This is a genomic window from Bacillus sp. V3-13 (genome assembly GCF_002860165.1).
Taxonomy (GTDB): Bacteria; Bacillota; Bacilli; order Bacillales; family Cytobacillaceae; genus Bacillus_BJ.
The window spans coordinates 81,517-104,007 of the sequence record NZ_PGUZ01000013.1 but is presented as its reverse complement, the minus strand read 5'-3'; the positions used below and the strand labels follow the sequence as shown (position 1 = coordinate 104,007).

Sequence of the window (22,491 nt, the reverse complement as noted above, 5' to 3'; positions counted from 1 at the left end):
CCGCGCCAGCGATACAAAAAAGCCTTCTGCTATTCCTGACAGGAGGCTTTTCTTTACTAGTTTGAAATCGAATAATTACTGTTAAGCATTTGCAATTTTTCTTCAATTTGTTCTACTGCTTTGTCAATATCATCGGCTGCGACATGATAAAATTCTCCATTATAGTCGGCCCGTTTAAACTGGTAGCGCGAATCATAATAATAATCAAGGAGAAGGCGAATGATCTCTTTATAGTTTCTGCACCCGGCATTTTCATAAAGCAATCGGGTAACTTCCTGGTTCTTCATGCGCTTCTCAATTTTATCCAGCCCTTCCAGTACTTTTTCGTGAAACCAGGGCTCGTCCTGAAAAGGGACAACATATTCCTTATAAATCCTTTCAATCCTGGCTGCATTTGAAGTATCTATATGAAAATGAAACCCGTTTATTTTCTTTTCAAGTAAAATTTCAGGCTGGACAGTACGCCCGATTCGCTTGCTCTCTGCTTCCATAATAAAATAAGGAGAGTGTTTCAGTTTTTCCAGGCTTGCATACAGAAGACTGTCAAATGTTTTCTGGTTATGGCCTGTACCCGTTCCCAGCTGTCCAAATACCGAACCACGGTGGCCGGCGATCTCTTCTAAATCGAGGACTGGATAACCTTTGCTATCAAGAATTTTGAGAATTTCTGTTTTGCCAGAGCCTGTCATGCCATGGAGAACAACCGCTTTTGAGGGGATAAGTCCGGGAATCCTGTCAAGAATATACTGACGGTAGGCTTTATAGCCCCCGATCAGACGCGTGGCCGGCATTCCGGCGAATTGCAAAAATGTCGCGACAGCTCCGCTGCGCATGCCTCCCCGCCAGCAATAAATAACCGGCTGCAGGTTTTGTTGAGACAGCTCTCTGATCTCTGTAAGAATCACCGGAAGTTTTGGGGAAACGATTTCCATCGCCCGCCATTTGGCGGCATTGGCACCGGTCTGCTTATAAAGCGTCCCGACTTCCTGCCTTTCCGAATTCGTAAACAAAGGAATATTCACTGCACCCGGGACAGATCCTTCTGCAAATTCAAGCGGGGAGCGTACATCAACTAATATTCCGTTTTTTATATGTGAAAATTGTTCGTACGTAACTTCCTTCAAGGTAATGCCTCCATTGATTGCTGTTTTGCGTTTCTATCTATTTTATCATGAACAAACCGCAACTAAAAATGTTCGGTACAGCAATGAATGTACTTTGAAAATTCAGCTTTGTCTTTCTATAACAATTTCATCTACAAGCTTTTCTGCTGCCCTTCGATATAATTGGCTTATATTCACAAGTGAAGCGATCAATAAGATTTTCTCTAACTGAGCGGGCTTTTTGTCTTCCAGCTTTTCTACTTCTTCCATTGTTTCTGCCGCCCGTTGTTTTAGATCCTCTTTGAAGCTTTCAATATTACTGCGGGAAAGGGATAGATAGCTATTATAGAAGCGCTCTAAATCAATATCCCCGCCGATGATCTTTTCATTGATACCATCAAGGGTTGCTTTAATATCATTGATGGATAAACCACCTTTTAATTGATAAATTAAGCTAATCAAAATAAGGTGTTCTCTGGAATATTTTTTATTCTTAATCGGTATAAACAGTTTTCCTTTAGCATAGTTGTTGATCATCGTCTTGGTTAAAACTTTCTCGTTCTCATTCCTTTTTGATCCGCCGAATTTGTTTTCAAATAATTGAATCACTTGGTCCATGTACAAGTCAATGGAAGGGATATCCTCCAGGCCTATTTGATTTTCGAGGCCGAGCTTATCAATCAGATGGTTTAGATTGTTCATTATAAAACCTCTATTTTGTGATATTAAGAGTATTAAGCGCTGTTTAAAGCTTCTTATGTATTTTAGCTTATTTGATGTCTGGAGTAAACCTTGACTATTTGTTATAATATATATACTATTATATGTAGTATTAAAAACTACATAAATTGAATTGGGGGAGTTTTGAAATGTTGTCTTATATCCGGGAACCGATTAATGGGCTTACCCATTTAGCCGGAGCCATTTTATCATTCGTCGCACTGCTTGCGATGGTGATCAAAGCTTCATTATCTGGCGGATCTGTACTTGCGATCACTGCAGTGATTATTTTCGGGATCAGCCTGATCCTTCTTTATTCAGCTTCAGCGACATACCATATGGTAGTTGCCAAGGCTAAAGTGATCGCGATGCTGAGACGTTTCGATCATTCGATGATTTTTGTTTTGATTGCCGGATCATATACTCCTTTTTGCTTGATTAGTTTAAATGGACTGACAGGTTGGATTATATTTTCGATTGTGTCTTCTATCGCGATATGTGGAATTGCTTTTAAAATGATTTGGTTTAATTGTCCGAGATGGTTATCAACCGCATTGTATATCGCAATGGGCTGGATCATTATTTTTGCTGCTTCCCCACTCTCTTCCGCCTTAAACGCAAGTGGTCTGTTTCTTCTATTGCTTGGGGGAATCCTTTATACAATCGGCGGCATTATTTATGCCATTAAACCAAAATTTTTAGAATTTAAATATATGGGCTTTCACGAAATCTTCCACATATTCATCCTGCTTGGCAGCTTTGCCCATTTCTTGTGTGTTTATATGTTTGTGATATAGGCCATTCATGGATGAGCCAAAGAGCAGCAGCGAAAGCTATCTGCTCTTATTTTTTTATTATTTTTTTCCCGGAGTGGACATAGTTTACACCTTTCGGGTCCTTTATGAGTTGAAGCCCTTCATCTGGCCCAATGGAGTAAAAGACATTTCGATTTTTTCTCTCTTCCACCTGGCTTTTTAACGTATAAGTGATTTGCCTTTTTCTTTTAAGCCGTCCAATTGTCATATCAATCGTCACACTGTTTCCTTCAGTTAAAATCACTTTTGTACGGTTCTCGCTTATGTAGATAAAGTCTATAATATGAGCGGGAGTAAGCCAGATACAGCTGTTTTTTTGCGGAGAAAGAGTCGGAAACCAATAAAGCTCATTATCTGCGTGAATGATAATCGGCGCCATCCTGATATTTCCGAGAATTGCCCTGGTACCTCTCACCGCCCCGATCATACTATCACCGTAGTATTCTAAACATTCATTCAATAATTTTCGCGGCGGCACCATAACAAGAAAATTCTTTTGCCCTTCGATCACCTGGGAGCAAAGCCTCCCTTGACGGTCGTATTCCGGTAAAATAGCAGAAGTACTGCGGTTCACTAAATATTTCCTTACTATTTCCATTGTTTTTGATGCTCTCCTTTCTTCTATTAATCTCTAACATTCAGCAAATAAACTGAGTTCCCTACACGTAAGCTTACTTACCCGGACTCAGCTAAATATTAAAGTGAATTTTTGACTGAAATAAAGTAAACAGACAAGTTTAATAGGCATTGACCGGTGCTTTATGATAACTTTCTCAAAAAAGATTAATGGATAGAGTTGACACTGTTACATTATTTTTATTTCCAATTAATTGCCACCTCGAAATCTATTATAGTTACAATCATTCCTTGTTGTAAAATACTTTTTCGTTATTTTTCTAACAAATTTATTTAGTGCGCCGTTGGCAGCGGATTTCAATTTTTCCTTACATTGACCTTCTTTATCCTATAGCAGTATAATTTTGTATTGTCGTTTACGTAATGGCTTATTGCCTTTATTGACGAATTAACAAATAAATTCCACTTTTTCTGTTCTAACCCCTTTTCCAATCCTTTATTATCAAAGGCTGTTTAAAATGTTGCCTAAATTTTTTTGAATTGGTTGATGCTTTTAAGCTGCAAGCGTCCCGCATGATTTTCCGATTCTTAGCCTAAAATTAAATATTCAGAAAGTATTCAAATTTTCATCTCAAAAAATAGATTTTACGGAAATATTTCTACTGTTCACCTTTTGTCCTAAAAGAGTACTTTTGTGCTATAAATTGGCAGTAATGTATTGATAGATTTCTGGAAAAGCGGTATGCTTAAGACACAGGAATATTCCTAATAATGTAAACAAAGGAGCTTGATAGTAATGAAGTCAACTGGCATTGTACGAAAAGTAGATGAACTCGGAAGGATTGTGATTCCAAAAGAACTGCGCAATACATTTGAAATCCAGGAAAAAGATCCACTCGAAATTTTTGTGGAAAATGAAAAAATTGTTCTTAAAAAATATACTCCGTATAGAGCCTGTCTTCTCACAGGTGAAGTGTCAGACAAGAATTTAAGTCTTGCAGATGGAAAGATCATTTTAAGTCCGGCTGCAGCTGAAGAGCTTTTAAAAGATTTAAAGAAAATGCTTAAAATCGAATAATAACTGCTTTGCAGACTAATAATTTCGGAGAATATCAATGACATGTTGCCGTTACTACATAATTAAAGAGGCTTAGCAAAAAGTTGGATGACTTTAAGCTAAGCCTCTTTTCGTTATATTATTGGACGCGGACGACACGTCCGTTAAAATGTTGTTGCCAATAGCCGCTGGACATATTGGCAATTGCAACACCCGTGCTGTCCTGGGAGCCAATGAACTTGCCACCGCCTATGTAAATGCCTACATGTCCATCTGTTTTATATGTATTAAAGAATACTAGATCTCCCGGCTGCATTTGGCTTGCCGGAATTTGGGTTCCAGCATTTTTCAAAACATCTGTGCTGGCTCCGACCTTTATACCAGCTTGAGAGAACGCCCAGCTAACAAAACCTGAGCAGTCAAAGTATCCATTTGCAATATCTGAGGCGGTTCTGCCACCACCAAAGCGATAAGCTGAGTTTCCGATATATTTGTAACCTGCGGTAATGACATCATTGATGCTTCCGCTTGGCTTGCGTTCGCTGGCTGGAACACTTGTAGAGCCGGCATTTGTTTGGACAGCTGCAGCGGCCGCACGCTGTTCTTGCTCAATGGCCTGCTGAATGGCGGATATCTTTGAAGCGATCTGGCTGTCTTGTGATTGAAGATCAGCAAGTTTTGCCGCATTTTCCTGTTCTTTTTGTTCAACTTCTGCTTTAAGACGATCATTTTCTTGTTTTTGCTCGAGGATCTGCGTTTTCATTCCTTCAAGCTCGATTTTCTGGCTGTTAAGATCAGCCAGCTTCTTTTCAACTGTGCCTTGCTTCGTTTCAAGATCTTTTTTATCAAGATCATGCTGTTCCAGAAGGCTCTGGTCTGCTTCCACTATTTTTGCTACAGCATCAACGCGATCAACAAAATCACTGAAGCTTGAGGAACCAAGCAAAACTTCGATATAGCCAATATTCCCGCCGCTTTCCTGGAAGGAAAGAGCGCGTTCTTTTAATACTTCATTACGCTTGGCGATGCGCTCCTGCAATACGGCGATCTCTTCTTCAAGCTTTTGGATTTCTGCTTGTGCAGCGGTAATATCCGCTTCTGTTTTGACAATCATATCATTATTGTCTTGAATTGCCTGGTCGATTCGCTTGATTTGTTCATTTAAACTGGCTATCTCCACTTGAGCCTCTGCAATCGCTTGCTCCGCCTGGGATATGCTCGCTTTAATTTCTGTTCGCTGGCTTTGCAGGCTGTTAATTGATTCCGCATTTACATTCGGAATCGCAAATGTACTCCCCAACCCAATCATCACTGTCGTGTTTAAAACCAATAGCCTCTTTTTCATCATTTTCTTCCCCTGCTTTCCCTTAAGCCAAACCATCAAGATCCTCTCTATCTTTCCATGGACATCTCCAAGCGCCGATAAAAATTCCTGTTTTTAGCCAGTTTGGCCGTTTTGTTTTCGGTAAAAAAGTATGTGTTTCAAGAAGCGTGCATCGTAATATGTACCTATGACATTTATCTGGAAAATAATCTATTTTAAACCTTCATTTGCTACAAATAGTAGTATATCATCATATTTTGTCAAATATGTTATGAGAATATTACATTTATATTTCAGATGTGACACTAAACGCCTTTTTTATGAAATTCTTAAGCTGATTCCTTTTTCCTAGCAACGCTGATCAAGGATTTTGGCTTGATAAGAAAATAAATGGCGAAAAAGTGAAACCTGCGCTTATAGCTTCAATTTTTCAAAAAATTTCGGTATTATAATATTTAGGAAAGCGAAATGTTTTAAGAAAGAAGTGTTCGTTACCTATATCCGCCAGGAAGCTCCGATCGCCATGCAGGGTGAAGTTCTTGGTTATAATACAAGCTTGCGGTTTTTAGGTAACGTGGGCGGCCCTGTAATGGGCGGGATGGTTTCCGGTTATTTCGGTTTTTCGGCAGTATTTTTCATGACAAGCGCCTTGCTGCTTATCTGCGGTTTTATCCTCTCAGCCTCATTACATCGTCATCCGGAACCTGTCAATCACTCCGGATAAAATATAAAAAGCACATCTGTTGAACCGTATTCGGAAAACGAGATGTGCTTTTTTTACAATTTTAAACTCCAGGAAACCAGCCTGGTGTGTTAATAATTTCCTGCCAGAGAGGATCCGGTACGACAAGGCGTTCCTGTGCGTCTTTATCAATCTTTGTTTCGATGGCATCTTCCCTGCCGCTTTCAACCTTTTCAACCCAATCCGGTTCGATAATCAAACCACGTCCCAATGCAATTAATGGCACTCCAGTTTCAAGTGCCTCTATAGCATCATCTGCAGTATAGATAGAACCTACCCCGATTACCGGGACGAGATCGCCAACACGTTCCTGGATGATTTCCAAACGGGAACGGGTATCTTCAACACCACGTTTTGGAGTCGACCTGAAATCCTGCAATGAAACATGTAGATAATCCAAATTCTTCCGGGCTAAGTTGTCGATTAAAAACAATGTGTCTGCCATCGTGATTCCGGGTGTTTCCGGCTCCTCGGGCGAAAAGCGATAGCCGACCACAAATGGTTTATCTGCATATTTAGCAACCGTTTTCTGAACTTCATCCACTACCGCGATCGGGAAGTTGAGACGCTTCTCAAGACTTCCGCCCCAGCGGTCTTCACGGCGATTTGAATGTGGAGAAAAGAACTGCTGGATGATATATCCGTTCGCGCCATGAATTTCGACTCCATCATAGCCTGCTTCAATGGCACGCCTTGTCGCTTCGCCAAAATCGCGGATAAGTGCTTCAATTTCTTCCTCGTTCAACGCGCGCGGAGTTTTCACCCCTGCCCGTTCTGACGGGATTTCACTTGCACTGACGATATCTTCATTCGGTACGAGTTCCGGCGGACATTCACGGCCGCCATGAAAAATTTGCAGAATCGCTTTTGCGCCTTGTTCTTTAATCGTAGTGGCGAGACTGCGCAGGCTCGGGATCAGATCGTCGCGGTCTGCCCCGAATTCTCCATGAAATCCTTTTCCATTTGCTGAAACATATGTACAAGCGGTTATCACCATGCTGACGCCCTTTGAGCGGCGCGCATAATAGGCAAGTTCTTCATCGGTTACTGTTCCGTCTGGATTGGATGAGAAATTGGTCATTGGTGCCATCACAAGTCTATTTTTCAATTGTACTTCCGGTTTTAAAGTAAATGTTTCGAATAATGGTGCGTATTTTTGATTCATTTTATTCCTCCGTGTTTATCTTTGATGATAAGCTTAATAAGGCAAGGTATAGACTTAAAGCTTTCTCGCGATTTCATACCTTTCAGCACGCAACGGTTCAACTAACATGCCACTTGTTTCAGCCATGAAGCTTTTAAAGTGGGCCGTTTCCCCATGGAACTGGATTGAGGCAAGATCCTTCCACTCTTCGAGCATAACAAATGTATTCGGCTGTCCTGCTTCTTCATACAACCGGTAACTAATGTTCCCTTCTTCGGCCTGGGAATCTTTTATGATCCGCTCACTGAGCTCAAGAAACTTTTCGCGCTGTGCCGGATCGATCTTAATAAATGCATGAATAATAATCACCTGCATTCCTCCTGTCCGCTGCTTATAACGCATAATTAGTATGTGCTGTCACTTTCCAAATCTTTCAGGCAGTCCTGCACGATATCATCATAAATAAACTTATTTTGAATTACAATTTTCCTGCTTAACTGGAATTTATAATGATCAACTTAAAGTACTAAAAAATTCCTCTAAATATTATTTACTTATCCTATACTCATTGAAATGTGGCAGTTTTAAGTCTTTTCGCAGTTCGTTATACTTCGTTCTAACATATTTGTATAATTCTCCGTCATGGTCCAGCAACACATCTGTGATACCCCACAACTCAATGCTTTCCAAAATGAGGTCATTGCGGATAATCATATCCTCGAATTCTGGATCAATATAAGAGAGGCTGTTGTTGACTACTTCTCTGATCAGTTTATAATCGTTCTTTGTCAGTCCTTTGTACCCTTTACTTTTTACATATTCCTGAAAAAAGATCTTCCATATCGGTTCATAAATTTGCCCCAGCATTTTTTCTTTTATTTCACGGTCCTTTTTAAAATTTTCAATGGAAACCGCTGATTTTACGCCTAAGTATGCTCCTAAAAACACAGCAGCCAGTTGCACGATGACGACACCTGCTTCGAGCCAAAAATTCATAAAATCCCCCTGCACCTGAAATTTTCCAATAATGATAATATTTATGCACAGATCCACGAGTGTATTTATTTTTTTGCGAAGTTACTTTATCAAAATAAAAATTTATTTAAGTGATGTATATCATCACTTTATCCACTGATATTCATTATCATTAAGGAGAAAAGCGAATAGAAAGGAGAAATGATCATGGAAAAAAAATCCGCAGCCCTTTTACAAGAATTTAATGAAAACCATTTTACTAAGCGAATTATTTTTAACAATGGGAAAAGTACCGTTTTCTTGCTTAATTTTATGGCCGGCCAACAGCTTCCGCCCCATAAGCACCCCGGCACTGAAGTTTATTTAATGGTGCTTCAGGGAAGCGGGATTATCACGATTGATGGCGTCAAGACCGAAGTAACCGAGAAGGATGTCATTCTTGCTGAAGGAGATGAGGAGTTATCGTTTGAACATTCAGGAGCTGGTCCAACCAGCTTATATGTAATGTTAAATAAAATTCCTGGCAATAGGTTTGTACAGGATATTTGAGCAGGATAATCTTTTTGGTTTTTACTTAAAAGGCAGCGCCCTTTTCCAGGGAGCTGCCTTCATTAAGCTATGGTTGCGCTTCCCCGCTCAAGTATTCCGCTCTGATCTTTTCAGGGACCATGCTGCCCCCGGTTGCCCAAATAACGTGAATAGCGTTTTTCATCGTTTCATGCAATTGTTGCTGTTCTATGTACTGAAGTCCAGGGCCTCTGCGGAAGATGGAAATGGGCCCAAGTGCTCCCGCCGCCGCGGAAGGCTCGACAAAGATTTTCTCGGTTTTCCAAATATCCTGCATTAATTGAAGCAATGTTTCATCTTTGATTGTGAAAATTCCGCTCAACAAGCTTTTCATATTTCGGCCTACAAAACCAGATGCTCTCCCTACGGCCAATCCGTCGGCTGCTGTTTCGTTATCGAGACCGAATTGCTGTACGGATATGTTTTCATTTAACCCTGTCGCCATTGCCGCCAGCATGCATGGAGATTGGACGGGTTCCGCAAAGAAGCAATGAACATTTTCCTTGTATAAAGTCTTTAATCCAAACGTAATACCGCCTGGTCCTCCACCAACACCGCAAGGAAGGTAGACGAAAAGGGGCTGGTCTTTCCCGATATTTTTACCGAGTTCCACTAGCTGCGTTTGCAGGCGTAAAGCTGCCACTGCATAACCAAGAAAAAGATCCCTTGAGTTTTCATCATCGATAAAATGGCAAAACGGATCTTGTTCAGCCTGCTTTCTGCCTTCAGCAACCGCCTGGGAATAATCCGAATTATATTCAATGACTCCGACACCCAGTTTATTCAGCAACTCTTTTTTCCAGGCTTTTGCATTAGCAGACATATGAACCGTCACTTTGAATCCAAGCTTGGCAGCGATTATTCCGATGCTTAAACCGAGATTGCCGGTAGAACCAACCGATATGGAAAAGCCGGAAAAGAATTTTTTAAATTTATCACCGCTCATTACCGAATAATCGTCGTCCTTACTAAGGATACCGTGATGCAATGCAAGGCTTTCAGCGTGTTTTAGAACCTCGTATATTCCGCCTCTTGCTTTAATCGATCCCGAGATTGGAAGCTCATTATCGCACTTAAGCCAAACTTCACCGCTTATTTTTTGCTGAAACCTTTCCTCCAGCAACCGTTTCATTCTTGATATCATCAAAAGGGGTGATTCGATCAATCCCGCTGTTACCCTTGTTTCCGGAAACACCTTGGCTATATACGGAGCAAACCGTTTCAGCCTTGCTGACGCCTCCATCAATTCTTTTTCCGTCACGGAAATATTGCAGTTCTCACCGTAATCAGGATTAAGCCAAAACGCTTCCTGTTCATCTATGATCTTTTGAAGGATTGGCACACGTTTTGTCCATTCATCGCTTGTTTTCCCGGCAATCAATCCAGCACGCATTAAACCATCTCCTTTTCTTTCCGAACCAGCTGGCTAACTTTCCTCCATCTCACATAAAAAACGGGAATGGGGAAAACCCCTTTGCCAATTAGATAAGAAAGCTGACTTTTTTTGTTTTATTGATTCGCTAAGGAGAGGATCGCTTCCTTTAAAACCTGAACTCCATTCACGCAATCAGGGAGTGAAGTCCATTCTTCAGGGGAATGGCTTTTTCCATTATGGCTCGGTACAAAAATCATTCCGGATGGCACGTATCTTCCAAGCGACATGGTATCATGTCCGGCACCACTTACGATGGAAAGTACGGATAAGCCGTTATTTTCCGAAGCGTTCCTGATCGTTTGTTGAATATGATCGGGAACGATCACGGGCGGGATTTTAATCCCTTCTTGAACTTCGACTGTAAGACCCCTCTTTTGGGCAATTTCAGCCGCCTTTTGATCTAAATGTGCAAGCAAATGATCCCTTGCTTGTTCATCAACATCCCTTACATCAACCGAAAGCTCTGTTTTGCCGGAAATGACATTCGATCCGTTTGGAAAAACAGTTATTTTCCCGACGGTGGCAACGGCACTTTGACTGAACCTTCTTGGCGATTTTTCCACTTCCAAAATAAACTCTGCGGCAGCTGCAACCGTGTCTTTTCGATATTCCATCGGCGTGTTGCCGGCATGGTCAGTTTCGCCATAAAAAATCATCGTTCCCCATGATGGCCCGGCGATTCCATTGACAACGCCGATATGCTTATTTTCCGACTCGAGCCGTTTCCCCTGCTCAATATGAAGCTCTAAAAAAGCAAATATATCTTCGTGCTTGCGATAAGAACTGGCGAGCTCGTCAGGATTGTAGCCGGCTTTTTTCATTTCATCGTAAAGGATATTTCCTTGATCATCGCTAAAATTTTTCAAATCGGGAGCAGTTACTTCCCCCATCATCACCCTGCTGCCAAAAAGTCCGTTTCCGAATCGCGCCCCTTCTTCATCCACAAACACAACGAGCTCAATCGATCTCTTTGGCTTCGTTCCCGTTTCTGCGATTGCTTTTATGGCAAGCAGACTGCTTAAGCAGCCGAGCGGCCCGTCAAACGCACCGCCATTAGGCACACTATCCAAATGCGAGCCTGTTAAAACAACAGGCAAGGAAGGGTCTTCTCCTTCAAGAACGCCGAATAGATTGCCAACCGAATCTTCTCTTACAATAAGACCTATTTCCTCCATCCAGCTTTTAAAAATTTCTTTTGCCCTTTTTTCTTCGTCAGTATAAGGAAAGCGCGTAACGCCACCCTCTGCGGTTGTGCCGATCCCGGCTAAAACTGATAATTTATCAGCCAACTCCTCAGGATCAATCCTCTCATAGAAAGAACAGTTGTTTAGCTCAGCCAGCAATCGCTGCTTTGAAAAGACTTTTTCCATAGATAGCACCAGCTTTCAATATATAAAAATAATAACTTTATAGAGAATTATAAACATAGATTATGGAGAAGGAAAATAAAAGTGGCTGACTCAAAAGAGCCAGCCTGAAACGATTATTTAATACAGTGCATACGGAGGATCGATACCTAGAACCGGTTCTCCATCAACAGTCAGCCAAATATAATAATGATCAATTTCGATGTTTAATCTTTCCTCGATTGTCGCAATTAGTTGCTCTTGATATTGGAAAGAAAGTTTTGCTGTCTCTTCCCCAAGCGGAATATCTTTTAAGCCAAGTAAATCTGCAAGCTGCCTTGCTTCTCCATACGATACTTCTACATACTTATCATGTTCGGACAAATATGCAGCTTCTGCGGGCTGAACCGCAAAGAACGCGCCAACCAATAAAACCATCAGCATAAAACCAAACTTTTTCATTTTCTTCTCTCCTTTACAATTCATCTTTTTGTAACTTTAGGAATGTATCAACAATGTACGGATTGTACAATGTTCCCCGGTTTTCATAGAGTTCACGCAGTGCTTCTTCTTTTATTCTTGCTTTTTGGTACACTCGCTCGGTAGTTATCGCATCATAGGAGTCAACAACCGCAATGATTGCTGCTTCAATAGAAATTTCTTCACCCTTCAAACCATGCGGATAACCGGTTCCATCGTATCTTTCATGATGCTGTTCAACAATTTTTCCGGCCTCCTTTAAAAAAGGCAAGCCAATTTCTTCGAGTATTTTTCTGCCATGCAGAGAATGCTCTTTCATGATTTCCCATTCTTCCAGTGTTAGCTTCCCTGGTTTCTGCAAGATTTCGAGCGGTATTCTCAATTTCCCGACATCATGTAAAAAAGCGGCAATGTTTAAGCATTTAAGCTGTTTTGTGCTTAAATTAATAGTTTCTCCTACCTGCATTGATAATTTTTTAATTCGTTCACAATGCCCAACCGTATAGCCATCTTTTTCTTCAATCGAGACAGCCAGTTCCAACAGTTCTTTTGTAGCCTTACTGTAAAGGTGGAATATAGGTTGAGAGGTTATATATAAAAATTCAGTTTGACCGTAAGCCTGAAACAAATAATTTTCTGTGATTGGTCTTTCAAAAAAAGAATCCCCAGGTTTTAAAGTTTTTGGGCCTTCTGGATCCAATAATTGAAGTTCGCCGGATAGTATATATATGTATTCTAATGCTTCCCATTGCTCTGCAGGCTCAAGTCCCCATCTTGTACCATTTTCCAGCTTATGATAAATCACTTCAGTGCCATCACCGGAAGCAATTAAAGAAATCTGCAGTCCTTTCATGTGGACCGTTTCAATGAAACTTTTTTCATTTATTATGCCCACTCAAAAACCCTCTTTCTAACCGTGACTATGTATATACTTAGATACTTTGTATTTAAAAGTACCTTGGATTTGCAATTAGAGGTTATAAAAATTAGCTTTAATATCATTCTAGTACATAATTTTCCATAATACCACAAATTTTTATAGGTATATATACTTATATTTGTAGATTTTACTTTTTTTTAATGTCTTTTTAACAGATTTTCGACTATAAACAACAGGAAAAAAGACTACCAAACGGCAGCCTTTCCTCTTGCCCAATTACCATGTGTTTTTCAAAACAATTTTTCCAACCGCTTCGCCTGATTCCAGATATTGATGGGCTTTGGCAACTTCATCAAAAGTAAAAGAAGTTTCATCCAGCAGAGGGCGAAGTTTTCCTTCTTCTATTATCGAAGTTATCTTTTTTAAAATTTCACCGTGTTCATGGCGGTGATCTTCATTCAATATTTTCAATAGCATAAATACAACATGAAGAGAAAGGCCTTTTGAGTGCAGTGGAGACAAATCGTGCGTTGAACGGGCAGCGATCGCCAGAACGGTTCCGTGAAGGGCTGCCGCTTCAAAAGATCTGTCCAAATTTTCGCCGCCAACCGTATCAAAGACGACTTCAAATCCTTTTCCATTTGTATATTTTTGAACATAATCTTTCACAGATTGTTCGCGGTAATTGATGACCGTATCAGCACCGAGCTTTCGGGCAATCTCTTCTTTCCCGGTTGTTGAAACCGTTGTAAAAACATTGGCTCCTGCCCATTTTGCGAGTTGGATTGCTACGTGTCCGACGCCGCCGGCTGCAGCGTGGATAAGAATATCCTGGCCGGCTGAAATGTTTGCTTTGCTAAACAGTGCTTCCCATGCTGTGATCGCAACAAGCGGAATCGCCGCGGCTTCTTCCATTGTTATATTTTTGGGCTTATGGGCAAGCAAGCGGACATCAGCAAGCATGAATTCTCCCAATGCTCCACCAAGCCCTTTAAACCCACCGGCGCAGCCGTATACTTCATCGCCGGCTCTGAAGTTCGTTACCCCTTCCCCAACTTCAGCAACCACTCCTGCTACATCCCCGTGTAAAACAGCCGGGAATTCAGGAGCAGCCGCAGGAACTGCCCCGCTGCGAATCTTCGTGTCGATCGGATTGACGCTTGTTGCCTTCACATGAATTAGAACATGGCCCGGCAATACTTCAGGCTTTTGTATGTCTTCTAATTGAAAAGCTGATGGTGAACCAAATGAGTGAATAACCTGAGCTTTCATGAACTTTCTCCTTTATGGATTTATACTGTAAACTTTGATTTTTATTTAACCTTATCTCTTAGTGCCCATTGCCGGATCGCTTTTGCTACACCGTCTTCATTATTTGTCGCTGTGATCCAGTCGGCTGTTTCTTTCACAATAGGCTGGGCGTTTCCCATTGCGATCCCCAATCCTGCCTCTTTGATCATCGCAATATCATTCAAACTGTCACCCACAGCCATGACCTCTTTCATTGTGATGTCCAGCCTGTCGCAGACACTTTTAATTGCCCGCGCTTTATTAATGCCAAGTGGATTGACTTCAATATTTGTCGGGCTTGAATTGGTGACTTCAAACATGCCTTTTGATTTCAATTCGTTTAAGACGATTTCCCTGATTTGATCGTCGTCAATATCAAAGCCAAATTTTAGCCATTCAAGTGCTTTAATATCGTCAGGCATTTCATTGTTCCAGACGCTATCGCTGCTGACTGCCCAAAAATTTGCTTTATGGATTTGCGTCAGCTCCCACATCCATTGAACGAGATCATTCTCAACCCGGTTTCTCTCAATCAGCTCTTCTTTTTCGTTCCATATTTCACTTCCATTCACGGTTACTAAATAAGAGGAAAGCTTGAGCGATTCGGCATATTCCCGGCATGTCATCCGGGAACGTCCGGTACTGAGCACAACATGCATGCCCTGCTGTTGCGCCTCATCGATGGCCTGTCTGTTTGCCTTCGATATCTCACCCTGCTTATTTAATAATGTCCCATCCATATCAAGGGCAATGAGCTTTATATCGTAATCAACCTGCTGTTCTGTCATTTCTGTCTTCCTTTCATCCGTCTGTATAAAATTAGCATACCATCTCAAAGTTATTTCCACCACGAATCAAACTTTGTGGCGGGAAGCCTCCGTTTGTGTTCTGTGGCCAAATAACGCTTCTCAATCTTCTCTGCCGCTTCGGCTGACACTGGTTTTCCTTCAAGATAATCATCGATCACTGCGTATGAAATCCCCAGTTCCGTCTCATCTGCCTGTCCCGGAACGTTATCGAGCAGATCTGCAGTCGGTACTTTTAAATAAAGGCGTTCGGGAGCTCCCAGCTCTTTTAGTAAAGCTTTGCCCTGGCGCTTCGTTAAACCTGATAACGGCAGGAGATCCGCTCCCCCGTCCCCATACTTGGTGAAAAATCCGGTCACGGCTTCTGCTGCATGATCAGTGCCAATGACCAGAAATCCTTTTTCACCCGCAACCGCATACTGGGCGATCATTCTCATTCTCGCTTTTATATTTCCTTTTTGATAATCGCTCAGTGGCTCTTTTGCAGCGTTGGTGTACTCCTCTTCTGCGGCATCGACCGCTTCCTTAATATTGTACGTATACTCCTGATCAGCTTTAATGAAATCCAATGCGACCTGGGCATCATTTTCATCAAACTGCACTCCATATGGAAGGCGGATGGCGATAAACCGGGTATCATAACCCTCATTTCTTACTTCTTCAACAGCCAGCTGTGCAAGCCGGCCAGCCAGACTGGAATCCTGGCCTCCACTGATCCCTAATACAAACCCTTTAGCCTTCGACTTTTTTAAATAATCCTTTAAAAAGTCGATTCTTTCCCTGATCTCTTCTTTTGGGTTCACTTCCGGTTTCACGTTTAAATCCTCAATAATTTGTATTTGCAAATTCGTCACTTTCGCACATCTCCATTTCGAAAAATTTTTTCAGAATGCTATGTAATTCCATGATTGCGTTTGGTGCAGGCTCTTTATTCTCTTCTACTTTGCCTTGCAGCATTCATCTTAAACCTCTAGAGCCAGGACAGTGGCTATTCTTATTTTAGCATTCTGTTTATGTGAATGTAATCCGAAAAGAACGGTATTGAATTTACCCTTTATCAAAGTTATAAATGCAAAAAAGCAGCGGAATGGGCTGCTCTTTCCGCTGCTTGATGGTGTTAGGCCGGGAACAGGATTTCATCAATAAGCCCGTATTCCTTTGCCTCTTCGGCACTCATGAAAAAATCTCTGTCCGTGTCTTTTGCGACCTTGTCGATTGGTTGTCCCGTCCGGTCTGCGATGATTTTGTTAATATGCTCTCTCAGCTTCAATATGCGCCGCGCCGATATTTCAATTTCTGTAGCCTGGCCTCGCGCCCCGCCAAGAGGCTGATGGATCATCACTTCACTGTTTGGCAAAGCATAACGCTTGCCCTTCGTGCCGGCAAGAAGAAGCATTGCTCCGAATGAAGCAGCCATACCGGTACAGATCGTCCTGATATCGGGCTTGATGTATTGCATCGTATCCAATATCGCAAATCCTGCCGAGGTTGAGCCGCCCGGACTGTTAATATAGAGCGAAATATCCTTATCCGGTGCATCTGCAGCCAAAAACAATAATTGGGCGATGGTCGAATTTGCCATCTGGTCATTGATTTCGTCGCCCACCATAATGATCCGATCCTTCAAAAGCCGTGAATAAATATCATAGGAACGTTCGCCGCGATTTGATTGTTCAATTACATATGGAATTGCCGTCATCCGTATTCCTCCTTGTCATATATATGGCTATGCTGCCATGCAGAAGGTGCTGAAAGGAGAATGGGCCTGTTTGGAAATTTTTTGTTTTCGAGCCCGCATTTGGATCGGCGCTTCATTTACCAATGAACGAATAGATGGAATTGCTTTAATGAGAACAGCCGGATCCTGTTCTTGCAAAGACTCATAAATAAGCTCGGAAATCTGTTTTTGCTCCTCGTCCTCCCAAAAGGAGTCAACCTGATAGAACTGGTCTTTATTTAAACGTTGTTTTGCGCGGAAAAGTGAGCTCTTGACAGCCATTTCGCTTACATTCAAAATGTCCGCAATCTCCTTCGCCTGATATTGAAAAGCTTCTTTCAAAGTAAAAATGATCGCTTGCTTCGGAGTAAATTGCTGTATTAATAACTCAATCGTTTCGATTAATCCGGTGTTTTTTTCACTCATGGATAATTCAGGACATGCAGCAATCATTTCTTTTTTTCTTTTTCGAACCGTGTCAATCCAGAGATGGTAAGCCATTTTGTTCAATAAAGCAGCGCTGATTACCGGCTTGTGCTGGTAATGCTGAATGGCTTTCAGTATGGTTGCCTGTGCCATATCGTCACCATCCCATTTATTTTGGGCCAGAAACCGGCAATATTTCTGCAGCCCTGGATATAATTTAACAAAAATATTTTCTGTTTCTTCCGCGCGCGGAGTTTCCGGTTGTTTATTTTTGCCAAACCTGTTCTCCATCATTTCACTCCTTCAGCACCTTTCTGCCTTTTAAACGATTTCGGGCAGGAGAAAGATACGGGGTCTAAAAATTTTTTTTATTTATTTTATCCCATATGCTGATAAGCGGCGATTCTTCACGTTCAATGCTTACAACGATTTCAGTGCATCAGGGATGGGAATATCCCCTGAAACAAGATCAAACGAACGGTAAAAAGTATTCTCTTCATCTAGAGCGGCAAAAATGGTGTGCGCCACATCTTCACGGGGAATCGAGCCTCTCTCCAAATTCTCTGCAGCTGAAACTTTTCCGGTTCCGGCTTCATTGATAAGACCGCCCGGGCGGATGATCGTATAGGTCAATTCGCTTTGCTCAAGGATTTTATCCGCATAATGTTTGGCAACATAATATGGCTTTATCGCTTCACTCCAGTTTTCCCTGTTGTGGGACTGAAGAGCGCTAACCATGATAAACCTTTTGATTCCGGCTTTTTCTGCTGCTTCCACCGTTTTTGCAGCCCCATCCAAATCGACAAGCAGAGTTTTATCTGCACCGGTGTGCCCGCCAGACCCCGCAGTAAACACAATCGCATCGCAGCCTTTTGCTGCTTCAGCAATAGCATCAACGCTGTCCTCCAGGTTGGCAACTGCTGTCTCGATTCCCTGCTCATTTAATGCATCTGACTGTTCTTCCGTTCTGACCATTGCTCGCGGCGTGTGTTCCTTGCTGTCTTTTAACAGCGCAATCAGCTTTTTGCCAATTTGCCCGTTTGCCCCAACTACCAATACTTTCATCGTTCAATACTCCTTCCTGGTTTTCGTTTTCTGTGTCAATTATTTCAAAATTAAAATGCGAGGGCAAATCATTAGATTCACAAATAGCCTTTTTATGATTCGTTATTTTCATCATAATATGATTGAATTACCACGATAGATTTAAAAGGAGTTTCTTCTGCCTGTTGAAAGAGTAATTTACACATTTAGGGTTCGCTTAATTAATCGCAGTTTTGCATGATTCCTTCGATTTTCCGCTTAAATGGCTGCTTTGATCGCTTAATTCCGGTTTGGTTTCGCTTGATTCCGGTCATTTTCCGCTTAATCCTTTATTGCTTTAATCGGTTAAATCAATAGATAGTATGCAATTAATCGATTCTGACAGTCTTCGAAAAACTTAAATATAAAAAACCTTTTCTTTTTGAAGAGAAAAGGCTCGAAATTGAATCGTTTTTTAGATTCCAACTGCAGTAGAGCTTTAACAAGGAATTCCGGTTAGTTTCGCGACTTGCTCGTTCATTCGCTGGATGGCGCTATAGTATTCCTTTTCTAAACTGTCAACAATCTCTGCGACCGTTTCGATTTTATTAATCGCGCCTACTCCCTGGCCTGCAGACCATATGTCGCGCCACGCTTTTGCGTTCGTTTCTTTTTGCATCCCGTCGAAATCAACTTTTTCTTTCTTTGTTAATTCGGCTGGATCAAGGCCAGCTTTCACAATGCTCGGCTTTAGCATATTTGCTTTTACTCCGGAAAAGGCGTCGGTTAAAATAAGATCCTCCTGTGTTGCTTCTACAAGCATTTGCCTGTATTCGTCGTTTGCCATGCTTTCTGTCGCAACGATAAAACGAGTGCCCATATAGGCAAGGTCTGCACCAGCTGATTGTGCAGCCAGCAAACCGCTTCCGGTTGAAATTGCTCCGGCCAGGATGATCACCCCATCCCAAAAAGAGCGGACAATATCGACAAAGGCAAAGCTGTTCAATTCGCCGGCATGCCCGCCCGCACCTGCGGCAACTAGAATTAAGCCGTCTACTCCAGCCTCGGCTGCTTTCTTTGCAAAAGCAACATCACTCACATCCGAAAAAACAAGACCTCCATAACTGTGGACGACTTCGACAACTTTGCGGGGGCTGCCTAAAGACGTAATGACAAGCTTTGGCTGATGTTTCCGGAGCAGCTCCAGCTCATTCTCAAGACGGCTGTATGAACTGTGAACGACCATATTCATTGCCCAGGGTGCAATCTTCCGCTCAGGCTCAATTTTCTTTGCTTCAGCCAGCTCCTCATTTAACTGGCCCATCCATTGGTCAAGAACCTCAATCGGTCTGGCGTTCGGTGCCGGGAAAGAACCAATCACACCGTTTAAGCACGCATTTTTAACCAAATCAGGCCCCGAGACAAGAAACATGGGTGCAGAAATCACAGGCAGCCTTAAATTGTTCCACCACTCCTCAGGGATTTTTTTGTTCATTTCAAGACCTCCAGGCACTTTTTTAAAAAAATTCTGAATTCCACAGTTTCACTTTATCATAAAAATGAATGAATAACCATTCAATTTATCGATAAAAAGAGGGAGAACCCCGCTTTTAAGTAGAGTTACCACCAGGAGCTTTCCCCGAGTGTTAGCACCTTCAACTTGTCTTTATCCAATTTAAGCCGCTCCCATTCTGCATACATTCTTGCTAAAGCTTCCGGTCCTGTATCATCCGCCAGCCGGTATGCTCCATAATGCATCGGGATAAACGTTTTTCCTTTTAACTCTAAAAAAGCTTTAATCGCGTCCTCTGGATTAATATGCGAAGTCGACATAAACCATTCCGGTTCATAGGCACCAATCGGCATCAGGACAATGCCCAGCTTAAATCTGTCAGCAATCTCCTTAAAGCCGTTAAAGTAACCGGTATCACCGACAAAATATACTGATCCGGTGCCCGCTTCAGGCCCTTCAAAAATCCAGCCTCCCCAATGTGACGTATTAGTATCTGTTAAAGACCTTTTTGTCCAGTGCTGGGCAGGGACAAATGAAATTTTCAGGCGAACCTCTGTAAAAGAATCCCACCAGTTCGCTTCAACTATGTTTTTATATCCTCTTCGCCTAAAGGCTGATTTCAATCCGACCGGCACATAAAAGACTGGTGAACCTTTTAGTTTTCGGATCGAACCGAAATCAAGATGATCGTAATGGCCGTGTGAAATAACAACCACGTCAATGTCAGGGAGCTGATCAATCGGAATGCCAGGAGCAGTCTGTCTCTTTTGCAAGCCCATTCTGCTTGCCCAAACTGGATCGGTTAATATATTGAGTCCGCTCATTTGGATTAGAAATGTCGAATGCCCGATCCATGTAATCGAAAAATCAGTCCTGTTTTCCTGCAGCCTGGCTATTACTTTATGGTCAGCCTGGGGAATTTGGACCGTCAAATCCTTCTTTTTGCCCCGCCGTTCTTTTGACCATCTCAGCATATCGGAAAAGGAATGCGTATTTTCCACATCCTCATAGTTTTTATACCTTGTTCGTTTCATCATCTGGCTCCTCTGCACATGCTAAAGCTGTTGTCAGTTTACAAATGGTATTATAAATGAACCGGGATTTTTTTAGCAATAATTCGGTATCATTGTGCAAAACTAAGAAGACTGAAAAAAAGTCCACAAGCTTTTAATCAGCCAGTGGACAAGAAGCTATTATCGCTTAACAATCAAGATATAAATTTAATAAACATTGTAAACATTTTCGCATTCCGCACCCGTCGGCTGGTAAAAACAGTGAAGCTTGTAACGGGCAACGTGAGGTTGATTATACCAGGTTGGCGGACAATCGCCCGGAGGTCTGAAATACCACAAGCTATATTTTGCCGGCCAGCGTCTCTCTCCATTAATAACCCGACGGGCCAAGCGTTTTTCACTTTCCCTTGCCCGCTGATAAAAGTAACCCTTCTGAACTGCTTCAAAGGCATGGGGCTGATAGATCATTTGCGGTATGGTTCGCAGCCCTCTAAAATCGGAACAATTGGCCCTGATCCGATTTATCCCAACGTTGCCTACGAGCAGCATACCAACTTCCCCTTCTCCTTCAGCTTCTGCCCTGAGCAGCCTTGCCAAAAGTTCAATATCAGATTCCGTCGCCTTAACAACTGCCACATATTCACCTCCCATGTTTCTTCCCTCTATAATATTCTGATGAATTCGGGTAATGCCGATTAATTAACAAGTTGTAACAGATAAACATAAAAAAAAAAGAGATAGCCACAAGATTATCTCTTAATTGCTGTGGTATTTTCCTTATTTAGCATCAATCTCTTCTAAAATTAAACAAAGCTCGAGCAGATCATCTATGATAAAATCAGCCTTTGCCCCGTCCATGCTCCAATCTTCATTTCTTTTCCAAATCGCGGTCATCCCCGCCCTTTTCGCCCCCGCTATATCGTTTTCAGGATGGTCGCCGACAAAGATGCTTTCCTCCGCTGAAATTCCAAGCTGGTCCATCGCTCTTTTGAAAATTTCCGGGTTCGGCTTTTTTATCCCTGCCGTTTCGAAATGAGGATAACATCAAAATAGTGTTCAATATTCAATGCCTTAATATTTTTCAATTGAAAGTCATGGTACCCATTCGTAATCAATCCAAGTGAAAGCGAGTAGCGTTTTAAAACTTCCAACAGCTTGATGAGATTAGGAAAGGGAACACAATAAAGGTGAAAGCTGTCGAAGTAGTCCGCATATAAACTCTCGCAAACACGTTCCGCAATGTTTAATTCTTCGCCCATCTTTCGATAAACCACGTCTTTTCCCTTATAACCATGGCAATCAAGTTCGACAAAGCGGGTGGTGTAAGTATGTATTGGGACATGGCCAAGATAATTGGAAAAGCGATAATATTGGGAGACTATGAACCTTTGCAGAGATTGATCGCGATCCAACAATGTGCCATCCAAATCAAATAATACAGCTTTCATAGCCGCCCCCACATTATAATTTTTTAAATAAACTATTATATAAGTTGAATTATTGATTTACGGGCTTTGATATTTTAGAAATAGAGAGCTT

The 22,491-nt window shown here is 41.8% G+C and carries 23 protein-coding genes and 2 pseudogenes; 4 read left to right on the top strand and 21 right to left on the bottom strand.

Annotated features, from left to right (window positions below; genetic code table 11):
* Positions 1 to 56: 56 nt before the first annotated feature.
* Together mnmH and CU633_RS05705 are read right to left on the bottom strand one after the other, a co-directional pair.
* Entirely contained in the window at positions 57 to 1,124 is a 1,068-nt protein-coding gene (mnmH, locus tag CU633_RS05710; RefSeq protein WP_101658756.1) for a tRNA 2-selenouridine(34) synthase MnmH, read from the bottom strand.
* Between the two features lie 102 nt (positions 1,125 to 1,226).
* The gene (locus tag CU633_RS05705) at positions 1,227 to 1,805 is read right to left on the bottom strand and encodes a DUF1836 domain-containing protein (protein WP_101658755.1); all 579 of its coding nucleotides are present in this window, start codon (positions 1,803 to 1,805) and stop codon (positions 1,227 to 1,229) included.
* Between the two features lie 167 nt (positions 1,806 to 1,972).
* Between CU633_RS05705 and trhA the strand changes: the two genes are divergently transcribed.
* Positions 1,973 to 2,620 carry a PAQR family membrane homeostasis protein TrhA gene (gene trhA / locus CU633_RS05700; RefSeq protein WP_101658754.1) on the top strand — a complete coding sequence of 216 codons (648 nt, stop codon included), beginning with the start codon at positions 1,973 to 1,975 and terminating at the stop codon, positions 2,618 to 2,620.
* Positions 2,621 to 2,666: 46 nt separating this feature from the next.
* Here the strand turns inward: trhA and CU633_RS05695 are convergent, their stop codons facing one another.
* Entirely contained in the window at positions 2,667 to 3,236 is a 570-nt protein-coding gene (locus CU633_RS05695; protein WP_101658753.1) for a competence protein ComK, read from the bottom strand.
* Positions 3,237 to 4,010: 774 nt separating this feature from the next.
* On the opposite strand from CU633_RS05695, the gene CU633_RS05690 reads away from it, so the two are divergent.
* On the top strand, positions 4,011 to 4,292 hold the full coding sequence (locus tag CU633_RS05690; protein ID WP_101658752.1) for an AbrB/MazE/SpoVT family DNA-binding domain-containing protein: 282 nt from the start codon (positions 4,011 to 4,013) through the stop codon (positions 4,290 to 4,292).
* 118 nt (positions 4,293 to 4,410) lie between these two features.
* Here CU633_RS05690 and CU633_RS05685 read toward each other — a convergent pair whose 3' ends face one another.
* Entirely contained in the window at positions 4,411 to 5,616 is a 1,206-nt protein-coding gene (locus CU633_RS05685) for a coiled-coil domain-containing protein (RefSeq protein WP_101658773.1), read from the bottom strand.
* A gap of 463 nt (positions 5,617 to 6,079) precedes the next feature.
* Here CU633_RS05685 and CU633_RS05680 point away from each other — a divergent pair.
* Positions 6,080 to 6,319, top strand: a pseudogene (locus CU633_RS05680) (MFS transporter); the annotation flags it as partial.
* A 61-nt stretch (positions 6,320 to 6,380) separates the two neighbouring features.
* Here the strand turns inward: CU633_RS05680 and CU633_RS05675 are convergent.
* From CU633_RS05675 to CU633_RS05665, 3 genes are all read right to left on the bottom strand, one after another.
* The gene (locus CU633_RS05675; protein ID WP_101658751.1) at positions 6,381 to 7,502 is read right to left on the bottom strand and encodes an NADH-dependent flavin oxidoreductase; all 1,122 of its coding nucleotides are present in this window, start codon (positions 7,500 to 7,502) and stop codon (positions 6,381 to 6,383) included.
* A gap of 54 nt (positions 7,503 to 7,556) precedes the next feature.
* Positions 7,557 to 7,856 carry a putative quinol monooxygenase gene (locus tag CU633_RS05670; protein ID WP_257958524.1) on the bottom strand — a complete coding sequence of 100 codons (300 nt, stop codon included), beginning with the start codon at positions 7,854 to 7,856 and terminating at the stop codon, positions 7,557 to 7,559.
* Between the two features lie 171 nt (positions 7,857 to 8,027).
* Positions 8,028 to 8,477, bottom strand: coding sequence for a hypothetical protein (locus CU633_RS05665; protein ID WP_101658749.1), 450 nt, complete (start codon positions 8,475 to 8,477; stop codon positions 8,028 to 8,030).
* A gap of 186 nt (positions 8,478 to 8,663) precedes the next feature.
* Between CU633_RS05665 and CU633_RS05660 the strand changes: the two genes are divergently transcribed.
* Positions 8,664 to 9,005 (top strand): cupin domain-containing protein, encoded by a 342-nt coding sequence (locus CU633_RS05660; protein WP_101658748.1) that lies wholly within the window; start codon positions 8,664 to 8,666, stop codon positions 9,003 to 9,005.
* A gap of 67 nt (positions 9,006 to 9,072) precedes the next feature.
* On the opposite strand, the gene CU633_RS05655 is transcribed toward CU633_RS05660, so the two are convergent.
* The 14 genes and pseudogenes from CU633_RS05655 to CU633_RS05590 all read right to left on the bottom strand — a co-directional run.
* Positions 9,073 to 10,416, bottom strand: a complete 1,344-nt coding sequence (locus tag CU633_RS05655; RefSeq protein WP_101658747.1) for a D-serine ammonia-lyase — start codon at positions 10,414 to 10,416, stop codon at positions 9,073 to 9,075.
* A gap of 116 nt (positions 10,417 to 10,532) precedes the next feature.
* Positions 10,533 to 11,828 carry a Zn-dependent hydrolase gene (locus CU633_RS05650; RefSeq protein ID WP_101658746.1) on the bottom strand — a complete coding sequence of 432 codons (1,296 nt, stop codon included), beginning with the start codon at positions 11,826 to 11,828 and terminating at the stop codon, positions 10,533 to 10,535.
* Positions 11,829 to 11,945: 117 nt separating this feature from the next.
* Positions 11,946 to 12,266: an 8-amino-7-oxononanoate synthase gene (locus CU633_RS05645; protein ID WP_101658745.1), complete on the bottom strand. Its 321-nt coding sequence runs from the start codon at positions 12,264 to 12,266 to the stop codon at positions 11,946 to 11,948.
* Positions 12,267 to 12,279: 13 nt separating this feature from the next.
* Positions 12,280 to 13,179 (bottom strand): HD domain-containing phosphohydrolase, encoded by a 900-nt coding sequence (locus CU633_RS05640; RefSeq protein ID WP_101658744.1) that lies wholly within the window; start codon positions 13,177 to 13,179, stop codon positions 12,280 to 12,282.
* Between the two features lie 261 nt (positions 13,180 to 13,440).
* Positions 13,441 to 14,436: a zinc-dependent alcohol dehydrogenase family protein gene (locus CU633_RS05635; RefSeq protein WP_101658743.1), complete on the bottom strand. Its 996-nt coding sequence runs from the start codon at positions 14,434 to 14,436 to the stop codon at positions 13,441 to 13,443.
* A gap of 41 nt (positions 14,437 to 14,477) precedes the next feature.
* On the bottom strand, positions 14,478 to 15,242 hold the full coding sequence (locus CU633_RS05630) for a Cof-type HAD-IIB family hydrolase (RefSeq protein ID WP_101658772.1): 765 nt from the start codon (positions 15,240 to 15,242) through the stop codon (positions 14,478 to 14,480).
* A 50-nt stretch (positions 15,243 to 15,292) separates the two neighbouring features.
* Complete coding sequence (gene nadE, locus CU633_RS05625; protein ID WP_101658742.1) at positions 15,293 to 16,114, bottom strand: ammonia-dependent NAD(+) synthetase; 822 nt, start codon at positions 16,112 to 16,114, stop codon at positions 15,293 to 15,295.
* Between the two features lie 263 nt (positions 16,115 to 16,377).
* The gene (clpP, locus tag CU633_RS05620) at positions 16,378 to 16,959 is read right to left on the bottom strand and encodes an ATP-dependent Clp endopeptidase proteolytic subunit ClpP (RefSeq protein WP_101658741.1); all 582 of its coding nucleotides are present in this window, start codon (positions 16,957 to 16,959) and stop codon (positions 16,378 to 16,380) included.
* A 27-nt stretch (positions 16,960 to 16,986) separates the two neighbouring features.
* A complete protein-coding gene (locus CU633_RS05615) occupies positions 16,987 to 17,694 on the bottom strand; it encodes a sigma factor-like helix-turn-helix DNA-binding protein (protein ID WP_101658740.1) in 708 nt (235 codons plus the stop codon).
* Positions 17,695 to 17,823: 129 nt separating this feature from the next.
* A complete protein-coding gene (locus CU633_RS05610) occupies positions 17,824 to 18,468 on the bottom strand; it encodes an SDR family oxidoreductase (RefSeq protein WP_101658739.1) in 645 nt (214 codons plus the stop codon).
* 457 nt (positions 18,469 to 18,925) lie between these two features.
* Positions 18,926 to 19,921 carry an NAD(P)H-dependent flavin oxidoreductase gene (locus CU633_RS05605; protein WP_101658738.1) on the bottom strand — a complete coding sequence of 332 codons (996 nt, stop codon included), beginning with the start codon at positions 19,919 to 19,921 and terminating at the stop codon, positions 18,926 to 18,928.
* A 125-nt stretch (positions 19,922 to 20,046) separates the two neighbouring features.
* Positions 20,047 to 20,973 (bottom strand): MBL fold metallo-hydrolase, encoded by a 927-nt coding sequence (locus tag CU633_RS05600; RefSeq protein ID WP_101658737.1) that lies wholly within the window; start codon positions 20,971 to 20,973, stop codon positions 20,047 to 20,049.
* A gap of 186 nt (positions 20,974 to 21,159) precedes the next feature.
* A complete protein-coding gene (locus CU633_RS05595) occupies positions 21,160 to 21,588 on the bottom strand; it encodes a cell wall hydrolase (RefSeq protein ID WP_101658771.1) in 429 nt (142 codons plus the stop codon).
* Positions 21,589 to 21,822: 234 nt separating this feature from the next.
* Positions 21,823 to 22,400 (bottom strand): annotated as a pseudogene (locus tag CU633_RS05590) (HAD family hydrolase); the annotation flags it as partial.
* Positions 22,401 to 22,491: the final 91 nt, after the last annotated feature.